The following is a 21,024-nucleotide window of genomic DNA, read 5'->3' as shown; positions in this document are numbered from 1 at the left end:
TTTCAAATACACAAAAGCCCGTGCGCTCAATACGTTCGGGCTGCAATGATAGGTAAATGCGGCTTTGAAACTTTATATCAATGGATGTGGAATATACAGTTCTTCTAAACGGGTAATTTCTTCAGAAGTCAATTTTACCGACAACGCCGAAACCGCATCTTCCAGATGGCTGATCTTCGTCGAACCTATAATTGGCGCGGTGACCTCTTCTTTTTGTAGCAACCATGCAAGTGCAATCTGAGCGCGCGAAATTCCCCGGTTAGCAGCAATTTCCCCCACTCTTTCCGCGACTTTGCGATCCGCCTCTTCCGTTTTATTAAACAAGGCCTTTGCTACCTGGTCCTTCTCCGATCTTGTTGTCTGCTCATTCCAATCCCGGGTTAACCGGCCTGCAGCCAAAGGCAGGTAAGGAGTGACGCCAACTCCCTCGTCTCTGCAAAGGGGGAGCATTTCTCGTTCTTCTTCCCGATAGAGCAGGTTTAATCTATTCTCCATGGAAACGAACCGTGTCCAGCCGTTTCGCTCTGCGACATGCTGAGCTTTCGCAAGCTGCCATGCCAGCATGGAGGATGCTCCGATGTATCTGACCTTGCCCACCGTAACTAAATCGTGAAGAGCCTTCATAGTCTCCTCAATTGGCGTATTAGGATCCCACCGATGAATCTGGTACAAATCGACGTAGTTTGTTCCGAGTCGTCTTAGACTATTATCAATTTCGGTCATAATGGCCTTGCGGGAAAGTCCCATTGCATTTGGGCCTTTGCGCATTGGAACAAATACTTTTGTAGCTATGACAACTTCGTCACGATTAGTGAAGTCCTTTAAGGCACGTCCGAGAATTTCTTCGCTTGTTCCGTCGGAATACATGTTGGCGGTACTGAAAAAGTTGATGCCCGATTCGAGTGCCTTCTTAATAATCGGTCTGCTTTGCTCCTCTTCCAGAGACCATGGGGTATTGCCGCGTTCAGGTACTCCGAAGCTCATAGTTCCAAGGCTTAACTTTGAAACCTCTAAGCCGCTGCGTCCAAGTTTTACATATTCCATGTGATAACACACTCCTTAAGGATATTGCGATGCTCAATTTTGTATTGCAAAATAAGGTAGACACATCAACTTTTCATTCATCAGTTTCTACTCATGTTGACATGTCAACCTAAGCGTAGGTTAACACCTTGTGGTTGACGTGTCAACCATGATATTATATTTTCATGGATACTAACAAAGTAAGCGAAGATGAAATGCGAATATGGAATATGTGGAAAGGCTCCTTTAAGCGAATCTTTGGTCGCGTTGTTAAGGAGCTTTCTGAACATACAGGACTATCAGAAGGAGACTTTGAAATATTAGACCGGTTAGTCCAATTCGGAGATGGCAAGCTTCGCCAACAGGAACTAGCCGACTCAATGAACTGGGATAAGAGCAGATTATCCCATCATTTGACGCGGATGGAAAAACGGGGCCTTGTTATAAGAAGTCCTTTAGACGCAGATCGAGGTGTCCAGGTCATCATTACTCCTGCCGGAAAAGCTGCTTTGGATGAGGCCCTGCCCATCGTCTCAATGGCAATACGCAAGTATTTTCTGGATCAATTAACCGAGCAAGACATTGAATCAATTACGAAGCTGGCGGAAAGAACAAAAAAGTGATAAACAAAAAAGTAAGCGGTTGATTATAGAAATGATCAGCAGCTTACTGTTTTTGTGTTGCCCATCCGACATTCTGCTAATGAACAATGCGGGCCCTTTAGCTCCCAATACCGCCCTAAATAGAGGAGCGAACTATCTCCTATTATTAAAAGGCTTTATCAAACGCGCTTTCGATTTTCTCGGCATCCTTGGAGACTGTAAACAAAATATATCGACCTTTGATCTTTAATATATGCTTTTCGACGAGGTAATACTGCTCGGGACGGTAGTCTTTCAACTTGACCTCTTGAGCCTCGATTCTTTTCATGATTTTTTCCTTAACGCTTTCCGCTTGATTCTCTTGTTTCACTTTGATCACGGCCAGTTCATTTGCTTCCACGTTCGATTGTGCCGTATACAGCACAAAATCCTGAACTTCATCTGCATCGAGATGATACAGCTTCTTAAGTCTGTTCATATCCCCTATTTTCATATCTTCCATAGAAGCCACTTGCTTGATGCGTTCCTCAATGGTATGGACAGGAACGTCCTTGGCATCTTCCTTCTTGCCGGAACACCCGACCAAAATGCCGTATAAGATCATGACGGCAGACAGGACAACCAAGTATTTCATTTTCTTTCCAGTAAGCATCGTTACTGACCTCCTTTTTGCATTATTCTACGGAATCCGCTAATGATTTAATGGATGGATCTTCAAAAAATGTAGAAGTATTATACACAATCAACATGTCGTGGATTTGTCGATCTTCCGTAAGTTTCCGTACATCGCCCTCATAATATCTGAGGTCTATCACATCAATTTCGCTAAAATGTGGTGTTAAAAAAGGGATCAAGCTGTTTGCATACGAATCTTTGACAATAAGCAGCCTTCTCCCTTCCGTATTGTCGGTTGTTATTCGGATCAAGCCATGATTTCCATTGAAAAACACAGTATATTTATCCTTCTTTTCGAGGTTTTCCATGGCATACATCGAATCCGCACTTTGCTGCTCGTCTACATAATTCACGGAAATGGCCCCCGGTGATATTGGATAATAAAGCTCAATAGAATCCGGCTGTATGTGCCTAACCCCGCTTTTCGAATACAAAGATCCATAGAACTGACTGGTGACTTGACGAATTTTGAAATCCTCTTCGTTCTTGGGCGTAAAACTCATTGGCGAGCTCAGTTCCCGATAGGCAAGGAAGGCGCCTTTGGTCGTCCAATGATGGTCTGTTTTGTAATAGATCGGTTGCTCCTTATTCGCCTCTAGCGCGGGGGAAACATCGATATATCGAATGTCCCCGAGATGAGAATCCTTTATCTTTTCCCAATAGACCCTCTCATTACCACCGGAAGCATAAGGCGGCAATTTATCCTCAAGTACGGCAGCGGCCGTCGGCACCAACATCATATATTTGCGTAGACCAGGCGTAGCCTTATCAAATGCTTGAATAGCCTTCACCCTGTCTTTTAAATCTCCTTTTTCGGGAGGAGAAAATTTTTGAATCAGGTACCCGTCCTTGCCGATGTAAACTCCATTGCTCTCTTTTTTCCCCATTCCCCGGTCCGCATCGGATTTTAGTCCAATCCAAAAGTCCCTCTCCATAAACTGATCCGATAAATACGTTTCAAATTCTGAAGTAAACTTGCCTGATCTTAAGGTTTGAAGCGAAAAATTCGGGAGCTGCTGCAGCATTCGGTTCTCTGATTCGGAAAATACATTACTCGGGGTCAGAAAGTTGACAACCAATATCGCCCCGGTAAACATCAGCAGTAAAATGGCGAGTGCGCGATAATAGATCTGGTCGTACTTCTTCAAATAAAATCACCTCCATTAAAAACGAAAGTATAAGAATGGATTGTACGTTGCATTGACCAGATAAGCTGTTGACGCCACCATAAAAATGAAGTAGAAGGCGGAAGCGGCAATCGATCCGAATCGGGCAAACTGGGTTCTGATGTATGTCAGTGCTTTATGGGGATACGGCGTGGCACACAACACCAAGAGCAGCAGCAGCAAGGCGTTCGTCGACAGATCATAGAGCGACCGGTTGTCCACAAACCCATTTGCTCCAGCGCCAAACATCGTTCCGATGAATGTCATAGCTGTGGGCATATGTTCAAATTCGAACAATACCCAGCCGATGATCACAATAATCAGGGTATAGACATGGCTTATAAAGGCTGGCAAGCGCTGAAGCCATTTCAAGAGAAATAGCTTTTCGATCGTAACAAAAAGACCGAAATATACGCCCCAAATGATAAAATTCCAGCTCGCTCCATGCCATAATCCCGTTACCAACCATACAATCGCCAAGTTTCGCAGCTGCTTCAGCATACCTGCTCGGTTCCCACCGAGCGGGATATAGATATACTCACGGAACCAGGCACCGAGCGAAATATGCCATCTGCGCCAAAATTCCGTAATGCTCTTAGAAATATAAGGATAGTTAAAGTTCTTCATAAATTCGAACCCGAACATTCTACCAAGACCACGTGCCATATCCGAATAACCGCTAAAATCAAAATAGATTTGAAACGTGAACGCGACAATGCCGAGCCATGCGGAAAGTACCGATAGTTCTCCCGCAGGCACCGCTTTGACATTTGTCCACAGCAATTCGATATTGTTGGCAAGCAATACTTTTTTAGCAAGCCCCCTAATAAATAGTTCCGCTCCTTCACCAAAGCGATCCAACGTCACTTTGCGATTAGCAAGTTGCTCCGCAACATCTTCATATTTCACGATCGGTCCCGCTACAAGCTGCGGAAACATCGTCACATAAGCGCTGAAGGAGACCAGGTTCTTCTGAACCGGCACCTTCCTCCGATAAACGTCGATTATGTAAGACATCGTTTGGAAGGTGTAGAAGGATATTCCCACCGGAAGCGGAAGATCTGCTGCCTGCAAGTGCAGGTTAAACAACGAATTAATATTGTCGAAGACGAAAGACGCGTATTTAAAGAAGCCCAGAATTCCCAGGCTTCCAATCATGGATACGATCAAAACTCCCCGTGCAATTGCCTTACGGTGCCTGTATCTTTCGATCAGGATCCCGTTCACATAGTCGAATACCGTCGAGAAGATCATGATGAAAATATAGACAGGCTCGCCCCATGCATAGAAGATTAGGCTTGCGACGAGGAGAATGCCATTTCTAATCCTCATGGGCGATATAGAGTAGATCAGAATGGTGACCGGCAGAAAGAGAAATAAAAATAGAAGGCTACTAAAGACCATTCCCCGTCACCTCCAATTGTTGACCTACTTGCATGTTATTTCACCCGATCTTTGAGCAAATCCAGCATACGAGTATAAAACTCCGGTTTAAAATGAACGCCGTCCGAACTGTACAAATTTGGGTTGTCCGCAAATATGGAGGATAAATCGACAAATCCGACTTGCTTCTTGCTCGCCAGCTCTTTTAAGCCTTGGTTGTAATCGTTGATATTTTTGTAGCGTGGTTCCACTTTTTCAGCTTCCGGCGTAACCGGAGTCACCGGTAAAACCGTTATGGATGCCTTCGGAAGCTTCTCCTTGATGCTGTCGATCAATTTGGCGTAAAACTTCAGCGAATACTGCTTGGGATTATCGGTAACTTGGGAAGGCAATAGGATATCATCGGATCCCAGCATGATAAATACATGCTGCGGGTTCCGCTCTGCCAGCTTATCGACATCCCCACCCTCCAGAGCTAGCTCGGTAGTCGTTCCGGCACCTGCCACGACATTGAGCTCGTCCAAAATGTCATGGTAGGATAGCGCCTCTGTAATTGAATCCCCCAAAAATACGCTGTGTTGAAAAATCGTTTTATAGTCAGTATTGTTTGACTTCTCCGTGGGAGCCGTTTCATTGACTGGTGGCTGAGACGTCACGCTTGGCGGATTTTCCCCGTTGCCGCATGCTCCAAAGGTGAATACTATGGTAACTACAACTAACGTTGAAATGATTCTTTTAAACATGAACATTGTCCTCTCTTAATTTAAATTTAGGTACTCCTTAATGCCTTCCAAAATGGAAGCAGCTATTCGACTTTGAACATCTTCTGTCAGCATGGCTTTCTCTTCCTGCGGATTCGTTACATACCCCGCTTCAATCAAGACGGCCGGCATTTCCGTATCCTTTAGGACAAAAAAATCTTGTTTCTTCACTCCCCGATCCCGAAATCCGCTTGCCTGAACGACTTGTCGTTGCATGATATCGGCCAAGGATCGCGAATTGTCATGGTAATAGTACGTTTCCGTGCCCGATACGCCAGCGTCCTCGTACGTATTGCCATGAATGGATACAAACAGATCCGCACCTAGATCATTGGCGAATTTCGGCCTTTCGCGGTCCACCGAGGAGATAAACCGATCGTCCGTCCGGGTCATATACACCTGGATTCGCGATTCTTGCTTCGCCAATTCCTCCACCTTGCGCGCCAGCTTCAGCGTAAAATCCTTCTCAAGATTTCCGCTGGCCCCTGTCGCGCCGCGATCTTTGCCTCCATGCCCGGGGTCGATCACGACTTTAAACGGCGTCCCTGATGCAGTACTGTGGTCCTTTAGCGGGTTCATCGCCCGATCGTTTTGATCGGTCTTGCTGTTACTTGCTGCCCCCTCTCCCGAAAGAGCGCCGTAAGTCAACCCAATCAACACGACGGATAATAATAATGCGACAAATAGTAAGGCTCTTCTCACTCTCTCTCCTCCTTTCGAAAAAAAGTATAATCGCGCTAGGTCAAGATAAAGTGCAGTTTATATCAAAGTGATTTATAGATTTTGGCTACTAGGATAGATAAAAAAGGAGCCGTCCAACCGAGACTCGCGAAGACCTCGGGACAGCTCCTTACCGAATTCCGCTCTTTCTTCTACTTTTCTACCCTTTTTTATTCAAGTGAAAATAAAACAAAACGCCATCGGAGGTATTGATGACTCCGTATGCTACACCGTGCATCTCCAGAATTTTCTTGGATATGGCGAGGCCAAGTCCCGTCCCTCCGGTCGACCGGTGGCGAGAAGGTTCCCCGCGGTAGAAACGCTCCCAAATTTTCTCCAACTGCTCGTCAGGGATATGGGCACCTTTATTTTCGATACAAATTTGAACGATGTCCCTCTCTTCCGATGTTGTTACGAGTATGGACTCCCGATCCGGAGTATATCGAATCGCGTTAGTAAGAAAATTGACGATGACCTGCTCAATCCGACGCTCGTTCCCCTCGACTTCGACAGATTTAAGCGAAGTGTTGAGAAGCAGTCGCTTTGCCTGAATGTCCGGCGTTAATTTAGTGCATACCCGCTCGATGACGATATTGATATAGAACGAGCCGACATCCATTTTATACGTACCGGATTCATACTTTGCCAATTCCAGCATATCCGCAATCAGCAAATCCATCCGACGGACTTCGTCCTCCATCGCCGCAAAATAATGATCCCGCTTATGGCTTACAACCCCATCCTTCAATATTGAAAGGCAGCTTTGGATGACGCTTAACGGAGTTTTCAGCTCATGGGAGACGCCGGATATAAATTCTTTCCGCGTATACTCGAGCTGCTTTTCCTTATCAATATCCTGCTGAAGACGGAGAATATGGGAGTGCAGACGCTCGGAGAGCTCGTTAATGCTGCGCGACAAGTCACCGATTTCATCCTTCGTTGTGATGGGAATTTTCTCCGAAAAATCGAGGTCTGCCATTTGCCGAGCGGTACGGTTGATACGCAGCAACGGCCGAGCGATCTGGCGAGAGTAGTAAAACGAGGCCAGCAGCACGAGAAGCAAAGTGGCAATAATGATATACACATAGTAATCTTGAATCATCCCTGCGGCTTCATTAACCGGCTGAAGTGACGTCATCGCGAACAAGTATGTCGGATTTCCGTCGCGATCTTGGATGCGATCCACGAAAATTTTGTAGTTCGCATGATTTTCTTCATAGTCTACGATCTGACTTGCGTTCGTGGCATCCTTAAAGTCGCCGTACAATAGATCCGCTTGGAAAGCTTTGATACGGTCCAGAAACAAGTGATTGGTGTAACGCGAGACACCCGCCCCTTCCGGTATCCGAACTTTCGTAATGGTTCCTTTGACCAGAAATGGGGAATATTTTTCACGATATTGGATTATGTTCGATCGATCGACGACCTCGTACTCTTTGCTCGCTATTTGATGATTTTCCAGCCGACTTTCGTCTCTCAGATTGGATGTGCTCCTTCCCATCCGCTGGATAACTGGCTGGTTGTTCGTGATCAAGCCTTCAAGCGCGATCCTTTCCCCTTCTTGAATCCAAGGGGTGAGGAACGTTTTATTGCTGCTGAAGTCCTCTACGTTGATAAAACTGTATAGAGGTACGGTTATCGTTTTATCGAAAAGCGCAGATTCCTCCGAACGGTCCAGCTTAATCTCCATAAAGAAATCGTCGGCATACTTTAAATTCCCGCGGGTGTCCAAAACCGTGATCCAAGTGTTATGCTTTTGAAAAAAGATTTGCTCCAGCTTTGCCATCTCCTGCGTGCTCGAGGCTTGATTCAGGTAGTCTTGTTTATAAGCCTGAAGCGCCGTGTTGACGTTCTTCACTTTTTGATGAACATAAAACTGTTTGAAAAATACAGTTTGCAAGGTGAAAATAACGGCAAGGATGAACATGCATAATGCCATCGTAAACAGAAATAGCTTTAGAACGATCCCCTTATTCATGGTTCTTCCTCGAATTTATATCCCGAACGCACGACCGTGACGATATGCTTGGCATGTTCTCCCAGCTTGGAACGCAAATTGCGGATATGGCTGTTGACCGTGCGATCGTCCCCCATAAAATCATATCCCCAAATTTTTAGAACCAACTGTTCCCTGCTGATGATGATCCCTTTATTCTTTAATAAATAGGCCAAAATTTCGAATTCCGTATGTGTTAGACCTGAGCTTTTACCGTCAATCGAAACGGTTCGGGACGGAAAATGAATCGAAATGCCTCTGCTGGATAACGTGTCGCTTTCTTGCTCGTGGATAGGCCTGCTCTCCAACAGCCGCTTTGCTCGTGCCAACAAAATTGGTGGGCTATAAGGCTTGGTTACGTAGTCGTCGGCACCGAGTTCGAACCCAAGCAAAGTATCGTCCTCATCAGATCGGGCCGTCAATATGATAATCGGCACATTCGATGTCTTGCGGATTCGTTTGCAAACGGACCATCCATCCAAGTCAGGCAACATGATGTCCAGTAAAATCAGGTCCACCTCATATTCTTGAAATAATGAGATCGCTTGTTTCCCATCTACGGCTTCAATAACGCTGTAACCCTCTTCTAGCAGATAATCCTTCATTATTTCACGTAAAATATTTTCATCTTCTACAATCAGTATTGTTCTTGACATGTGACAACCTCCCCTCTCAAAAAACTAGAATAATAGAGAGAGATAAAGAAAAAGTGCAGATGAAATAAAATTTATTTAAAAAAACGAACCTGAAGCTGTGCTTCAGGCCACTTGTTAAGAAACTTTTTTATTTAACTACGTTAAATAAGTCATTCGAGGCTCTTCGGTTCGGTTTGTATAGGCTTTATTTTACAGAACGGGCCAGACGAGACGGCGTGCTTGCCGGGTATGCGGCCACTTCCACGGATTTGCTCATCGTTCTTTGTCCCTTTTAGTTGGTATATATCCCGAACTCGTACAATACCGGGGTATACGTTCCGCTCGTATAGTAAATGCGCGCTTTCGATCCCGTTACGGCCGTGAAAGTATGCGAGCTTGGCGATGATGGACTACCGATCGACGTTCCGGTATATGCCGTTTGCCAGCTCGCACCGTTCCAATATTCAATTCGGAATCCGCCTGTACGACTGCCGTATTCGGAAAGAACCACCCGGTTAAACGTCGTATTCGTCCCGAAATCGACCTGCGCCCATTGCCCGTGAAACGTCGAACCGCTCGCCGCTTGCCAGTTCGTGCCTAAACTGTCGTCAAAAGCTTTATCGGCCGTTTGCGACGCATCCCAGTTCGACGAACTGCTATAAGAATGGCCCAATGCGAGGTTCGTTACATCATTGTATATACCGAACTCGTACAAAATCGGGGTATACGTTCCGCTCGTATAGTAAATGCGCGCTTTCGATCCCGTTACGGCCGCGAAAGTATGCGTGCTTGGAGACGAATGACTGCCAATCGACCATCCGGTATATGCCGTTTGCCAGCTCAAACCGTTCCAATATTCAATTCGGAATCCGCCTGTGCGACTGCCGTATTCGGAAAGAACCACCCGGTTAAACGTCGTATTCGTCCCGAAATCGACCTCCGCCCATTGCCCGTTATAAGATGACCCGCTCGCCGCTTGCCAGTTCGTACTCGAATTGCCGTCGAATGCTTTATCCGCGGTCTGCGACACATCCCAGTTCGACGAGCTACTGTAGGTATGGCCCAGCGCAAGGTTCGTACCTCCCGAAGGCGGGAACAGAACATTGCGGATCGCGTCCAGCCGATCGGTGCCGTTATACAACGTCGGGCAAATCCAGCCTCCTTCGTCAAACTCATTCCAGGCGTATATTAACACCGTATTCGCTTCCGCCGTGGACGAGTTCGCATCGATCCAGTTTAGCGCATTTTGCAAATTCGTCGCGATTTCAGAAGGAGTCGCCGTTTGAACCCAATCGTTTGGGCCGACCGTCATCCATGTAACCGGATTGTCATAGCGGGGTCGGGCGTCGAGCCCGGTCGTTACCCAAGGAATGACCTTTTTGCCGGTGTTCTTGGCGCTGTTCCAGCCGTTCTGATCGGCGGCCATCAGCCCGGAATAAGGACCTCCGCCCCCCATCCACGTGTTGTATGCACTGAGGGCATCGGCTCCAATGGAGTTGGCGTCGGAAGCGCTTCCCATGACGACAATGTAGGGATTCGGCAATCCAGCCATCGTCGTTTTGTTGCGGAGAGTTGTAATATCGCTGGACGTATACCCTCCTGTTCCGCCGAAAATATAGAGCAGAGGGCGCCCGCTCAGCACTTTTTGGTAGTTACTCTCCTGAAATTTCGTCACCAGCCAGTCAAAATTGGAAGTGGGAAGAACTCCGGCACCGAGGATGAAATTGTAATTGATATCGTTTTTGTGCGTGCTGCTGAAATACAAATTCCGCGCCGTATCCATGCCGCTGTTGTCGGGATAATAGACGAACGCCCAGTAGTCGATGCCGGCGTTTTTGGCGTAAGCGATTTGCTGATCCATGACGCTTTGCGTCAACTCGCGCGCTTGCACGGAGTCGGTCCCTGTCTCCACTGCAAAAAACGGCAGGCGAAAATGGTACTTGTTCGGTCCAAGCGTCGCCTCCACCTGATGTCCTACGTATGGAGCCCCGACCCCATCCGTGTTCAGGTCGCCGACCCAAGCGTCCCAGCGGATCGCGCCCACTAAAGTGGAGCCTTTGCCCTCGGCATATGCGGTTGAAGTCGTACCCGCTATCGCCGGCATAAAGGCAACCGCCGCAAGCAGCAAAGACAAACACACAAAGCTCCACCGTTTTCCAGTCCTTTTTCCCATCTATCTTATTCCCCTCCCAAGTGGAATCGGCTAACAGCCGTCCTCATCATCATGAATCTTTGGGGTTCTTCACTCTATTTGATAAAACGCCGCAGCGTTTCCGCCCCAAAACGCCGCTTTCTCCTGGTCGTTCCAATTCTGCGGGAGCATGGACTCCGCCAATTCAACCACATCGTCATAGTCGGCTGCAAGCAGGCAAACGGGCCAATCGCTGCCGAACATGAGCCGATTCGGTCCGAATATTCGAATCGCTTCATACGCGAACGGCGCCACCTGACTTTTGGACCAAACTTCCTTTTCCGATCCTTCCACCATTCCCGACAACTTGCACATTATGCCCGGGTAAGATGCCAATCGCTCCAGTCCTCGAACCCATTCGGATTTGCCCGTTCCGTCCATCCGTGGTTTAGCGATATGGTCGATGACAGCCCGCAAATGAGGCACTTGTTCCATGAGCTTATTGCAGCTGTCCAAAAGCCAGGGTTGCAGTTGAAAATCAACAGGCACTCCCGTTTCCGCCACCATCCGGAAGTTGGCTACGACTTGCTCGCGTTGCATCCAATCAGCCGGGAGATCCTGAATCATCGGACGTACCCCAGCGAACAGCGTATGGCGGCGAAGTTCCTCTAGCTTTAAGCCGAAATCCGCTGAGTCGGATTCAAAATCGAGCCAACCGACGACAGCGGCAATCGTCGGATCTTGTTCGCCCAATCGAAGCATATAATAGGTTTCTTCCACGCTGGGCGCAGCCTGAACGAGGACGGTCCGCTCGAATCCATGCTTGCGGAGATGCCCATGCAAATGCTCGGGCAAATAATCGCGATATAAAATGCCGGTGTCCGGCGTCAGCCAACCGTAATCCGTTCTTGCGATCGACCAGTAATGCTGATGCGAGTCTACTCTCATCGTTCGCTTATCCCCTCAATCAATCCATTGATAGTAAAATTTTGCCGATGCTCGTTTGTCCCGAAACTAGTTCTTCAAAAGAAGCGATGCCGTCTTCCAACGTACGAACCGTGCTCCATTGTTCCGATCCGATTTTGCCGGATTCAAGCAGGCACAACGCATCGCTAAAATCTTGCGGACTGTAGCAGAAAGAGCCTCTGATCTCAATCTCGCTGCGGATCGCATGATTGATCGGAAGAACGGTGTCATCGATGCCGAGACCGATATTCATGAAAATTCCGCCTGGATTCAGAAGACGAATCGCCAGTTCCCGGGTAGGTTGGAACCCGGCGGCATCCAGCACGACATCGACGCCTCGCGAACCGGCGGCAAGACGAACCTGTTCAGCAACGTCCGAATCTCCGCTGCTGAAGGCGCCAGACAGTTGAAGGCGCGCGGCCGTTTGAAGTCGACGCTCGTTCTTGTCCATGATCCACACTTTAGCGGCCCCCAAAACTTGCGCGGTCAAGGCCGACAAAATCCCGATTGGGCCCGCTCCAATCACCAACATTTGAACGAGCGGAAAGTCCGCGATCGAACGACGAACAGCACGCAGCGCGCAAGCTAGCGGCTCGGTCAACGCGGCATCTTCGAATGATAACGAGTCCGGAAACTTTTGCAAACAGGAAACCGGAACGGTCGTATATTCGGCGTAGGCTCCGGGACGATGAATCCCGACGATTTGGCGGCGATCGCATAAATTCGGTCGCCCCCGGACGCATCTCGGGCAAGTTCCGCAAGCAATCAACGGATTTGCAACGACGCGATCTCCGACGCTCCATCCTTTCACATCCCTGCCGATCGAAACGATCGTGCCGGAAAACTCGTGCCCCATCAGCAAGGGAGGTTTTCTTAGGCTGTTATGACCCAGATAGCCTTCCAGATCCGAACCGCATATGCCGACAACGGCGACTTTAATCAGCGCCTCGCCCCGAGCCGGCTCGGGGACATCCAGCCGTACGAGGTCCATCTGTCTCGGCCCATTCCACATTAAAGCTTTCATGCACATCCATCTCCCGCACGAGGTATATTCTACATAACAAACGAACCGCCGTCGACCGCCAGTTGGGCTCCCGTTACCCATTCGCTGTCGTCGGAAACCAGGTAGACGACCGCTTTGCCCAAATCCTCCGGATCTCCCAGACGGCCCGATGGCAATTCGGGGTGTTTGGCCTTTTTTCCGTGCAGATGGACCGGGACGCGATCCCGGTTAATATCAGTGATGACGCCGCCGCAAAGGATGGCATTGACGCGAATCCCATAATGTCCTAACGCGCAAGCCATAGAAGAGGTCAAAGAATTGACCCCTCCTTTGCTGGCCGCGTAATGGACCTGCTCCATGCCGCCTCTGTATGCCGTCACGGTCGAAATATGGACGATAGCGCCCTTTCCTTGCTCCTTCATATGCCTAGCGGCCGCCTGCGAGGCATAGAAAACGCCGGACAAATTTACGCCAATCGTTCTCGTCCAGCTCACTTCGTCAATATCGAAGAAGTCTCGAAACGGGCAAATCCCCGCATTGTTGACGAGAATGTCGACGCTTCCCCATTCCGATCGGACTTGTTCCACCATAGCACTTATTTCGGTTTTAACCGAAACATCCGCTTTGACGGCCGTCGCAAGCCCCCCGAATGACCGAAGCTCTTCAACGACTGTGCGCGCTTCCTCGGGGTGGGAAGAATAATTGACGGCTACATTGGCCCCTTCCTTGGCCAGTTCGAAACAAATACCACGGCCGATCCCTCGGCTGCCTCCGGTTACGATCGCATTGCGTCCGTCCAATTTTCCCATACGAATTCGCTTCTCCTTTAGTGTTCGTTAAGAAGCTCGTACGCGGATTCTCGAATGTGGATTCCGGCGCCGGGCGCTTGCGGCAAATGAAACCAGCCGTTTACAGGTACATTCCATACTTCAAAGATCGGATCTTCGGTCGGGTCAGCCCCGATAAAATATTCGGCGAGCGGAATGTTCGGCGTCGCGAACACGAGATGGAGAGCCCACGGCTGAATGCCGCCCGCGTGCGGAATGACGGTCAAATGATCCGCCGACGCCATGGCGCATATTTTTTTGGCTTCCGTCAAGCCGCCGCACCAGCAAATATCCGGCTGCAAAATCTCCGCTCCCCGGACATTCAGCAACTGCCTAAACCCGTAGCGGGTATACTCGTGTTCCCCCGTCGCTACGGCCGTTGACGTAATCGTCCGGTTTATGATGCCGTACCCCTCGTAATCGTCCGGCGGGAGGCACTCCTCAATCCATTTGACTCTGTAGGGGGCGAGCATCTCCGCCATTCGAATCGTATAATGCACATCCCAAGCCATATAACAGTCGCACATAATCTCAATGTCCGGTCCAAGCGCTTCGCGCGTTCGGCGAACTAGTTCCGCGTTCTTATGCATGCCCTCATAGCCCGAGGCGGGACCATAGGGCATCGCCAGCTTTTGGCCATAATAGCCGAGCTCTTTGGTCCGTGAATAATCGTTGCCCGTGACATAGGCGTGCACTTTGTCTTTAACCTGACCGCCAAGCGATTGGTAAAGCGGCTCGTTCCTCGCTTTGGATATACAGTCCCACAACGCAAGATCAATAGCGGAAATAGCCATTATCGGCAAGCCTTTGCGTCCGTATGGGAGGGACGTCTTGAATAGAATGTCCCACAGACGCTCCACCTGAAACGGATTCTGACCGATGAGAAAACGGCTTAAATGCTGCTTGATCAACGAAGCGGCGGCAGCTCCGCCGGGGCAGGTCCCGATTCCCGTAACGCCTTCGTCCGTCTCTATCTGGACGATAACCTCTTCACTCACCCACAGCCAGGAGGAGCGGCGCTCGAAATATTCCGGATATATGGACATCGGATTGGCGATGACGGTTTCCGAGATCCAGGACAAATCTTGCGCATTGTCTGGTTTGTCTTGCTGTTTGCTTGCCTTTAAAGCGGAGATTTTGGCCAGGTTCGGCGTGAAAACGCGGACTGAAGTTATTTTCATGCACTCAACTCCTTGTATGCTGACCCATTTATTCCTTGCCAAAAACGTTCCGGATGGCCTCCAAGTATCCCATCCCATGCACGGTATCCGGTTCCAAGTAGCCTCCCTCGGTCCACTCGTTCCAGGCATAGACCGTAAACATCGGCAGCTGCAGCGTCGACCGGTCGAGGAATGCCTTAACGTCGCGCAAGGACGCTTCGAACGCCTCCGGCGTATTGCCCGAAAGAATCGGCGAGAAGTATTCGCTGCGCTCATACGGCTTGGACGGATCGCTGCGCGGACTCGGATCCCACCCCATCGTCACGTTCGGGAAATACGGCACGGTGAATTGGTCACGGAACACATCCCACTGGTTTGCCGCCCGTTCCGCAATTTTGGTATAGGAAGCCTCAGGAAACTCTTCCGGCTCGATATGATGAATCCAGACATAAGACGTAACGCTGTCCACGCCGAAACGTCGGATAAGCACGTTCGTGTCTTCGCCAAGAATGTCCCGGTGCTTGGGATTGAGTCCCCATTCCATTACGTTCAGATGCAGCTCATAACCTGCGGCCGATGCTTTGCGTCTAAACGATTGCAGCGCTTCGGCAGTTTGGTCGATGCCGCCAAGTCCTTTCACCAGCGTAAAGCACTCGTAGATGCAAAAATACAGTCGTCCGTCAATGGCGAAATGGTTTGGATGATGGAAATAATTCGCGATAATGTAATCCGTCATCGCCTCGAACCGCTCCCGGCTCACTTCGTTGTGGTTGGCCCACATAAGCGCGAATTTCAGGCGATCGCGGTTCGTTGCCTGAAGAAATCCCTCTTCCAGCGCGCGCTGCAAGAACGGCCCTTCACCGCCGCCCATGTCCCAATACCAATCGTACAGAAAAGTCGTGACGCCGTGATCGGCCGCCGCGGCGATTTGCATTTCCGACACCCGCGGATCCGCTTCTTCGATTTCTCCCCAAAAAGGCACCTTGGGTTGCTCGTGTCCCGGGAACCGCGGTTTCGCCTCGCGCAGCGACGGCCACTCTGTCCACCCCTTTCCCTTTGCCGCTTCGTTCTTCGGATCCACATGCCACTGCGGGAAATAATAGACCGCGACCTCATAGCGGCTGGATTTGTATAGATGGCTCATCTCTAACACACTCCCTGTCAATTAACCTTTCACCGACCCGATTACAAGACCTTTCAACATATAGCGCTGGGTAAAAACGAACAGCACGAGCAGCGGAATCATGGCAAGCACGCATAGTGCGAACACGGGGCCGTAGTTCGTCGACTGCCTGTTGTACATAAACTGGACGATCATCGGCATAAGCGTCATCTTTTCCGGCGAATTCAAGAAGATGAGCGGCGTTACGAAGTCGTTCCAGATGCCGTACACGTTGGTCAGAATGAAAGTGCCCGTCGCCGGCAGCAGCAGCGGGAATAGAATGACCCAGAACATGCGCAGCGGTCCGCAGCCGTCGATGCTCGCCGATTCCTCCAACTCGCGGGGGATCGACTTCGTGAAAGCGGAATACAGGAACGTTGCGAACGGAATGAATCCGGCCGTATACAGAAGGACGAGCACGCTGCGCGTGTTCCCGAGATGAAGCGAAGTGACCAGCTTGAACAACGGAATGAGCGATCCGACAGTCGGAATGATCATGCCCGTCAATAACAGCAGAAACACGAAACGGAACAACCTGTCAGTGCGCCGCGACAACGCATATCCGGCCATGGATGAGATCGCGATGGTCAGCCCGAGGCCAAAAACCGTAACAAGAGTCGAATTCCACAGACTGCGGAAAAAGTCGCCGTGCAGCGCCATCTTGTAGTAATCAAGATACAGCCGGTCCGGCAGCATCAGCGGCTTGTAAAAAATACCGGGATGCTTAAAGGACATTTGGAGCAAATACAGGATAGGAAACAGGAACAGCAATCCGACGACGATCAGTATGATTTCCGTAGGCAGAGAGGCGCGTTTGCGCTCCATTAGAGCTCCACCTCCCGTTTGCGCGTAACAGACAACTGGATGATGGCAACGACGATAATGAATATGGCTAGTAAAATACCGCCCGCTGTAGCGTATCCATAATTGTTTTCCTTGAAAGCCGCGTTGTAGACGGCCAGGAACAGCGTGTAAGAGGACGTTCCAGGTCCCCCGTTCGTCAAAATATACGGCAGATCGAACAGCTTCAACGCTCCGACGACGGTCAAAAACAGAACGATCGTAAAGGCAGGCATCAGCATCGGGAGCGTAATGTTCCGGAACAGAGTAAAGCCCTTTGCGCCTTCAAGTTCGGCTGCTTCGCAAATATCCTCCGGGATCGACTTCAGGCCGGCCAAATAAATAATCGCGCAATACCCGATAGCTTGCCATTGGGTGAGCAGGATAATCGTCGGGAAAGAAGTCTTAAGCGTTCCGAGCCAATCTTCGGTCCACGATTCGAAGCCGAGCCGGTTTAGAATTTCGTTGAAGAAGCCATCGTACTGCAGCAGTTGGCCCCATACGACGGAAGCGACAACGAGGCTGATAATGACGGGGAAATAAATGGCCGTCCGGATAAACGCCTTCGTTCTGAACTGCCTGTTGATGAGGATCGCGACAAGCAGCGCCAACGGATTCTGGACAACAATTCCGAAAACAGCCATTTTCAGCGAATTTTTCAGACCGTCCGTCATATGAGGATCGCTGAACAGATTCGTATAATTTTCAAAGCCGATAAACACCGGCTTGCCGCTGCCGCTCCAACGGGTAAAGGAGAAATAGATGCTCTGAAGAAACGGATAAAAGAAAAATAGCAGAAAAACAATCAGTGCCGGGAGCAAAAACAAGACGCCCGTCCAATAATGCCTGCGTTTGAGATTCATGGAGGCGGCCCCTTTCCGAAGCGATGAAAGGCGTCAGCCGCAAGAGGCGCGGCTGGACGCGTATATGTGCCGTCAGTCGATCAGTACGGGAGAACCACTGACTCCTTGTCTTTCTCGAAAGCATCCTGAGCGGCCTTCAAATCAGATGGATTGAACGATGCGCCGGATACCACTTTCGTGACAATATCCGTCAACGCCGTCATAGAGCTTGTCGGAATGACGTTCTGGATAGCGTAAGACATTACGCCTTTGTCAACGAAACTCTTCACGGTCTCCATCACCGGATCGTCGAACGCAACTTGCACATCGGAAAAGAAAGGCAGCGCGCCGTCGCCTGCAAGCCAAGGCGCGATGACGTCCTGCGTCGTCATGAGATTAACGAGCGCCTTGGATTCTTCGACGAGCTTCGTTTTGGCATTGATTGCAAGGCCTGCGCCGTTGCCGAGCGTCATACCGACATTACCTTTATCGTCCATAAGCGGGAAATAGCCGATCTGGAACGACTTGAAGCCGCCTTTTTGAATATTATCTTTGTTCGCGCCAGGCATCCATGGTCCTTGCATGATCATCGCCGCGTCTCCGGAAGCGAACAATTGGGCGGAGGCCGGCCAGTCGATGCTAAGCGCGTTTTTATTAAAATATCCTTTTTCCTTCATCGTCTGAAAGTTTTTGTATACCGCTTGGATCGTCGGATCGTCCAGTTTGATCTGACCTTCATACACTTTCTTGCCGAAGTCGGGATCGTTCACGAACCCGTACGATTGGATCCAGCTAACCAGGAACATCTGGACCGTCCAGACGTCTTTGAACCCGAGAGCGATCGGCGTTTTGCCGGCAGCCTTGATCTTCTCGCATACGTCCATAAATTCCTGCACCGTTGTCGGGGGCTTCAGACCGAGCTCGTTAAACAGTTCGGTGTTGTACCAGACGCCCGGGCTCGGGCTACCTTCCATCGGCACGCCGTACAATTTTCCTTGATACGTGACGGTAGGCTCTTTCTTGCCCGCTTCCGTCAGACGAGCAACCCAAGGTTCATTCGAAAGGTCCATGAAATTGCCGGCCTTAAACCAATCTGTCTGTTGAAAGAAGGTCACGTCCGGCGCGGAGTCGGATGCGAATTGCGCCTTCAGCTTGTCGAAATATGCGCCGCCAAGCGTGACGTCCCATTGAATTTTGGCGTTCGGATAAAGCTTTTTGTAGCCGTCTTCAACCGCCTTCTTCAATGCCTGTTCGTGTGGACGATCGTCAAGGAACCAGGCACCTACGCGGATCGTAAACTCTTTGTCGTTGGCTGTTGCTACGTTGTCCCCACCCGAATTGTCCGTCTGCGCTGACGGACTCGATGCTTCACTTGCCGCGGGACTGCTGGACGATGTGCTGTTCTGGTCGTTCGACTTGCCGTTGCCGCACGCCGCGAGCGCAAGCATGACGCACAAGAGGGCAATCAGCGATAATAACGCTTTCTTTTGCAAGTTGAAACACCCCTTCTGAGATCGAGTTTGTTTTACAATTTCATCATAGCCTCTTCGCAGGGTGGCCTCGATAGCTGTAATTTGGTTTTTCTTTATTGCGTTTTACCGCCGGTTTGCTGCTTGTAATTGCTTGGCGTGAGCCCCGTCATTTTCTTGAAAAGCATGCTAAAATGCCCCGCATCTTTGAAACCTACGGCGTAGGCAACCTCGTACGATTTGAGGTCTTCGTTCAGCAGCTTGATCTTGGCCGCCTCAATACGGTATTCCCACAACATATCCGTGAAGTTTTTTCCCGTCTCTTTTTTGATCAACCTGCTCAAATACGAATAGTTTACGTTCAGTCGCTTGGCGACGGTCTGCAGCGTCAGATCCGTCCGATACTCCATGTCGATAATTCCTTTCGTCTCGGCGACGAGCCGTTTCGGCGAGTGTTCCAACAGCCGTCGTATCGCGTCCGCGTTATCCAGCATATACCTCTCGAGAGCTTTCATCATGTCGGTCAAAATGAGGCTGGCGAGCATCGTTTCGCGAATGCCTACAGCCGTCCCAGGCGTCGGCTCGATTCCGAATTCTAGCAGCACGTCCTCCGACCGTTCGATCATACCGATACAAAAATGCTGGATGTCCTTACGGCTTGCGCCGGCGGACAACATGCGGCGGTATGCGGAAGAAAGCGATTCGCGTATACCGTCCGCATTTCCGGTTCGGAGCAAATCGGCGATCCTTTTGACGGATTCGAGCGATTCCTTCTCCTTCTCGCCGACGATCGTCTCGATCGCGTCGAAAGCGAGGACCGAATTTTTGCCGAGCAGCATGCGATAGTCCATGCAAACGCCAATCTGCCCAATCGCCTCCGCTAGCTCGAGGTACGAATCGAACGTCCTGCTGATGCCTACGGACACGCTTTGCCCATTTTCCGTTTCGCAAGATTTGATCATTCTCTTGGCGAGCTCGATGCCGTTTTCCCGTGTACCGGCTTCGCCCCTGGATTCGAACGGCAGCAGCAAATAAACGCCGCTGGAAGTTTCCGATATCCACGCCGTCAGGCCAGCGCCTTTCGGAACGGATTCCAGTGTCGTACGGATTTTTTTCAACTCGAACGGATTGCGTCCGGATTGTGAGCCGTGCACATGGTCGAGCTCGGCATACAGCAGCAGAAAAGAACGGTCTTCGAGTTCCTGCTCCAGCAACCACTGCCGCTTTTGCTCCCTGGAAAGAGACGATCCGCCAAGCGCGGCGAAAAACGATTCCTGCTCCTTCCATCCGCTTCGCTCTTTGGAGCGCAAATGCTCCACTACCCGAACGATGTCTTCCGGCTTAAAAGGCTTCGTAATAAAGTCGGCTGCGCCCAGTCGGACCGCTTGTCTTGCGTATTCGAATTCGTGATGCGCGGTCAGGAATATGATCGGCATGTCCGCATACGTTTTTCTGACCGCTTCCGCCAGCTCGATGCCGTCCAACACGGGCATGCGGATATCGGTAAGCAGCACGTCCGGCTTGACCACTTCGATCAGAGCCAACGCTTCCTCCCCGTTCGCAGCTTTCCCGACGACCGTGCAGCGCGCATCTGCCCATTGCGGCATTTCGGCCAAATAATTGCGAATTTCGCTTTCGTCGTCCACAACAAGGATTCGCATCG

Annotated in this window: 19 protein-coding genes; 1 reads left to right on the top strand and 18 read right to left on the bottom strand. The window is 50.0% G+C overall.

Going from position 1 to position 21,024, the window contains the following annotated elements; translation table 11 throughout:
• Positions 1–72 precede the first annotated feature (72 nt).
• Positions 73–1,044, bottom strand: a complete 972-nt coding sequence (locus DFP98_RS21030; RefSeq protein WP_116062574.1) for an aldo/keto reductase — start codon at positions 1,042–1,044, stop codon at positions 73–75.
• A 164-nt stretch (positions 1,045–1,208) separates the two neighbouring features.
• Between DFP98_RS21030 and DFP98_RS21025 the strand changes: the two genes are divergently transcribed.
• Positions 1,209–1,646, top strand: coding sequence for a MarR family winged helix-turn-helix transcriptional regulator (locus tag DFP98_RS21025; RefSeq protein WP_116062573.1), 438 nt, complete (start codon positions 1,209–1,211; stop codon positions 1,644–1,646).
• Positions 1,647–1,791: 145 nt separating this feature from the next.
• On the opposite strand, the gene DFP98_RS21020 is transcribed toward DFP98_RS21025, so the two are convergent.
• The 17 genes from DFP98_RS21020 to DFP98_RS20940 all read right to left on the bottom strand — a co-directional run bounded on the left by DFP98_RS21020 (position 1,792) and on the right by DFP98_RS20940 (position 21,022).
• A complete protein-coding gene (locus tag DFP98_RS21020) occupies positions 1,792–2,277 on the bottom strand; it encodes a DUF4358 domain-containing protein (protein ID WP_246016627.1) in 486 nt (161 codons plus the stop codon).
• A 22-nt stretch (positions 2,278–2,299) separates the two neighbouring features.
• A complete protein-coding gene (locus tag DFP98_RS21015; protein ID WP_246016626.1) occupies positions 2,300–3,448 on the bottom strand; it encodes a DHHW family protein in 1,149 nt (382 codons plus the stop codon).
• Positions 3,449–3,463: 15 nt separating this feature from the next.
• Positions 3,464–4,870 carry an MBOAT family O-acyltransferase gene (locus DFP98_RS21010; protein WP_116062572.1) on the bottom strand — a complete coding sequence of 469 codons (1,407 nt, stop codon included), beginning with the start codon at positions 4,868–4,870 and terminating at the stop codon, positions 3,464–3,466.
• Positions 4,871–4,905: 35 nt separating this feature from the next.
• Positions 4,906–5,598, bottom strand: a complete 693-nt coding sequence (locus DFP98_RS21005; protein ID WP_116062571.1) for a GDSL-type esterase/lipase family protein — start codon at positions 5,596–5,598, stop codon at positions 4,906–4,908.
• Positions 5,599–5,607: 9 nt separating this feature from the next.
• A complete protein-coding gene (locus DFP98_RS21000) occupies positions 5,608–6,312 on the bottom strand; it encodes an N-acetylmuramoyl-L-alanine amidase family protein (RefSeq protein WP_246016625.1) in 705 nt (234 codons plus the stop codon).
• Between the two features lie 178 nt (positions 6,313–6,490).
• Positions 6,491–8,308, bottom strand: a complete 1,818-nt coding sequence (locus DFP98_RS20995) for a sensor histidine kinase (protein ID WP_116062570.1) — start codon at positions 8,306–8,308, stop codon at positions 6,491–6,493.
• The gene (locus DFP98_RS20990; RefSeq protein ID WP_116062569.1) at positions 8,305–8,982 is read right to left on the bottom strand and encodes a response regulator transcription factor; all 678 of its coding nucleotides are present in this window, start codon (positions 8,980–8,982) and stop codon (positions 8,305–8,307) included. Before DFP98_RS20990 ends, DFP98_RS20995 begins: the two co-directional genes overlap by 4 nt.
• A gap of 271 nt (positions 8,983–9,253) precedes the next feature.
• Entirely contained in the window at positions 9,254–11,134 is a 1,881-nt protein-coding gene (locus tag DFP98_RS20985) for a galactose-binding domain-containing protein (protein ID WP_116062568.1), read from the bottom strand.
• A 69-nt stretch (positions 11,135–11,203) separates the two neighbouring features.
• Positions 11,204–12,040: an amidohydrolase family protein gene (locus DFP98_RS20980; RefSeq protein ID WP_116062567.1), complete on the bottom strand. Its 837-nt coding sequence runs from the start codon at positions 12,038–12,040 to the stop codon at positions 11,204–11,206.
• A 19-nt stretch (positions 12,041–12,059) separates the two neighbouring features.
• Positions 12,060–13,082: a zinc-dependent alcohol dehydrogenase gene (locus DFP98_RS20975; RefSeq protein WP_116062566.1), complete on the bottom strand. Its 1,023-nt coding sequence runs from the start codon at positions 13,080–13,082 to the stop codon at positions 12,060–12,062.
• Between the two features lie 29 nt (positions 13,083–13,111).
• Positions 13,112–13,870 carry an SDR family NAD(P)-dependent oxidoreductase gene (locus DFP98_RS20970; protein ID WP_116062565.1) on the bottom strand — a complete coding sequence of 253 codons (759 nt, stop codon included), beginning with the start codon at positions 13,868–13,870 and terminating at the stop codon, positions 13,112–13,114.
• A 17-nt stretch (positions 13,871–13,887) separates the two neighbouring features.
• A complete protein-coding gene (locus DFP98_RS20965) occupies positions 13,888–15,069 on the bottom strand; it encodes an enolase C-terminal domain-like protein (protein ID WP_181917832.1) in 1,182 nt (393 codons plus the stop codon).
• Between the two features lie 28 nt (positions 15,070–15,097).
• On the bottom strand, positions 15,098–16,192 hold the full coding sequence (locus DFP98_RS20960; protein WP_116062563.1) for a glycoside hydrolase family 99-like domain-containing protein: 1,095 nt from the start codon (positions 16,190–16,192) through the stop codon (positions 15,098–15,100).
• A 21-nt stretch (positions 16,193–16,213) separates the two neighbouring features.
• The gene (locus DFP98_RS20955) at positions 16,214–17,035 is read right to left on the bottom strand and encodes a carbohydrate ABC transporter permease (protein WP_116062562.1); all 822 of its coding nucleotides are present in this window, start codon (positions 17,033–17,035) and stop codon (positions 16,214–16,216) included.
• Positions 17,035–17,913: a carbohydrate ABC transporter permease gene (locus DFP98_RS20950; protein WP_116062561.1), complete on the bottom strand. Its 879-nt coding sequence runs from the start codon at positions 17,911–17,913 to the stop codon at positions 17,035–17,037. Before DFP98_RS20950 ends, DFP98_RS20955 begins: the two co-directional genes overlap by 1 nt.
• 80 nt (positions 17,914–17,993) lie before the next feature.
• Positions 17,994–19,385: an ABC transporter substrate-binding protein gene (locus DFP98_RS20945; protein WP_116062560.1), complete on the bottom strand. Its 1,392-nt coding sequence runs from the start codon at positions 19,383–19,385 to the stop codon at positions 17,994–17,996.
• A 92-nt stretch (positions 19,386–19,477) separates the two neighbouring features.
• Positions 19,478–21,022: a response regulator transcription factor gene (locus DFP98_RS20940; protein ID WP_116062559.1), complete on the bottom strand. Its 1,545-nt coding sequence runs from the start codon at positions 21,020–21,022 to the stop codon at positions 19,478–19,480.
• Positions 21,023–21,024: the final 2 nt, after the last annotated feature.

Origin of the sequence: Cohnella phaseoli, from assembly GCF_003386235.1 — a bacterium.
Taxonomy (GTDB): domain Bacteria; phylum Bacillota; class Bacilli; order Paenibacillales; family Paenibacillaceae; genus Cohnella; species Cohnella phaseoli.
This window is presented reverse-complemented; position numbering and strand designations above follow the sequence as displayed.

Coding starts and splice junctions, on each gene's coding strand:
- DFP98_RS21020 (WP_246016627.1), bottom strand. CDS start 2,277: ATGCTTACTGGAAAGAAAATGAAATACTTGGTTGTCCTGTCTGCCGTC.
- DFP98_RS20995 (WP_116062570.1), bottom strand. CDS start 8,308: ATGAATAAGGGGATCGTTCTAAAGCTATTTCTGTTTACGATGGCATTA.
- DFP98_RS20950 (WP_116062561.1), bottom strand. CDS start 17,913: ATGAATCTCAAACGCAGGCATTATTGGACGGGCGTCTTGTTTTTGCTC.
- DFP98_RS20990 (WP_116062569.1), bottom strand. CDS start 8,982: ATGTCAAGAACAATACTGATTGTAGAAGATGAAAATATTTTACGTGAA.
- DFP98_RS20955 (WP_116062562.1), bottom strand. CDS start 17,035: ATGGAGCGCAAACGCGCCTCTCTGCCTACGGAAATCATACTGATCGTC.
- DFP98_RS21005 (WP_116062571.1), bottom strand. CDS start 5,598: ATGTTCATGTTTAAAAGAATCATTTCAACGTTAGTTGTAGTTACCATA.
- DFP98_RS21030 (WP_116062574.1), bottom strand. CDS start 1,044: ATGGAATATGTAAAACTTGGACGCAGCGGCTTAGAGGTTTCAAAGTTA.
- DFP98_RS20970 (WP_116062565.1), bottom strand. CDS start 13,870: ATGGGAAAATTGGACGGACGCAATGCGATCGTAACCGGAGGCAGCCGA.
- DFP98_RS21025 (WP_116062573.1), top strand. CDS start 1,209: ATGGATACTAACAAAGTAAGCGAAGATGAAATGCGAATATGGAATATG.
- DFP98_RS20960 (WP_116062563.1), bottom strand. CDS start 16,192: ATGAGCCATCTATACAAATCCAGCCGCTATGAGGTCGCGGTCTATTAT.
- DFP98_RS20980 (WP_116062567.1), bottom strand. CDS start 12,040: ATGAGAGTAGACTCGCATCAGCATTACTGGTCGATCGCAAGAACGGAT.
- DFP98_RS21010 (WP_116062572.1), bottom strand. CDS start 4,870: ATGGTCTTTAGTAGCCTTCTATTTTTATTTCTCTTTCTGCCGGTCACC.
- DFP98_RS20985 (WP_116062568.1), bottom strand. CDS start 11,134: ATGGGAAAAAGGACTGGAAAACGGTGGAGCTTTGTGTGTTTGTCTTTG.
- DFP98_RS20940 (WP_116062559.1), bottom strand. CDS start 21,022: ATGCGAATCCTTGTTGTGGACGACGAAAGCGAAATTCGCAATTATTTG.
- DFP98_RS20975 (WP_116062566.1), bottom strand. CDS start 13,082: ATGAAAGCTTTAATGTGGAATGGGCCGAGACAGATGGACCTCGTACGG.
- DFP98_RS20965 (WP_181917832.1), bottom strand. CDS start 15,069: ATGAAAATAACTTCAGTCCGCGTTTTCACGCCGAACCTGGCCAAAATC.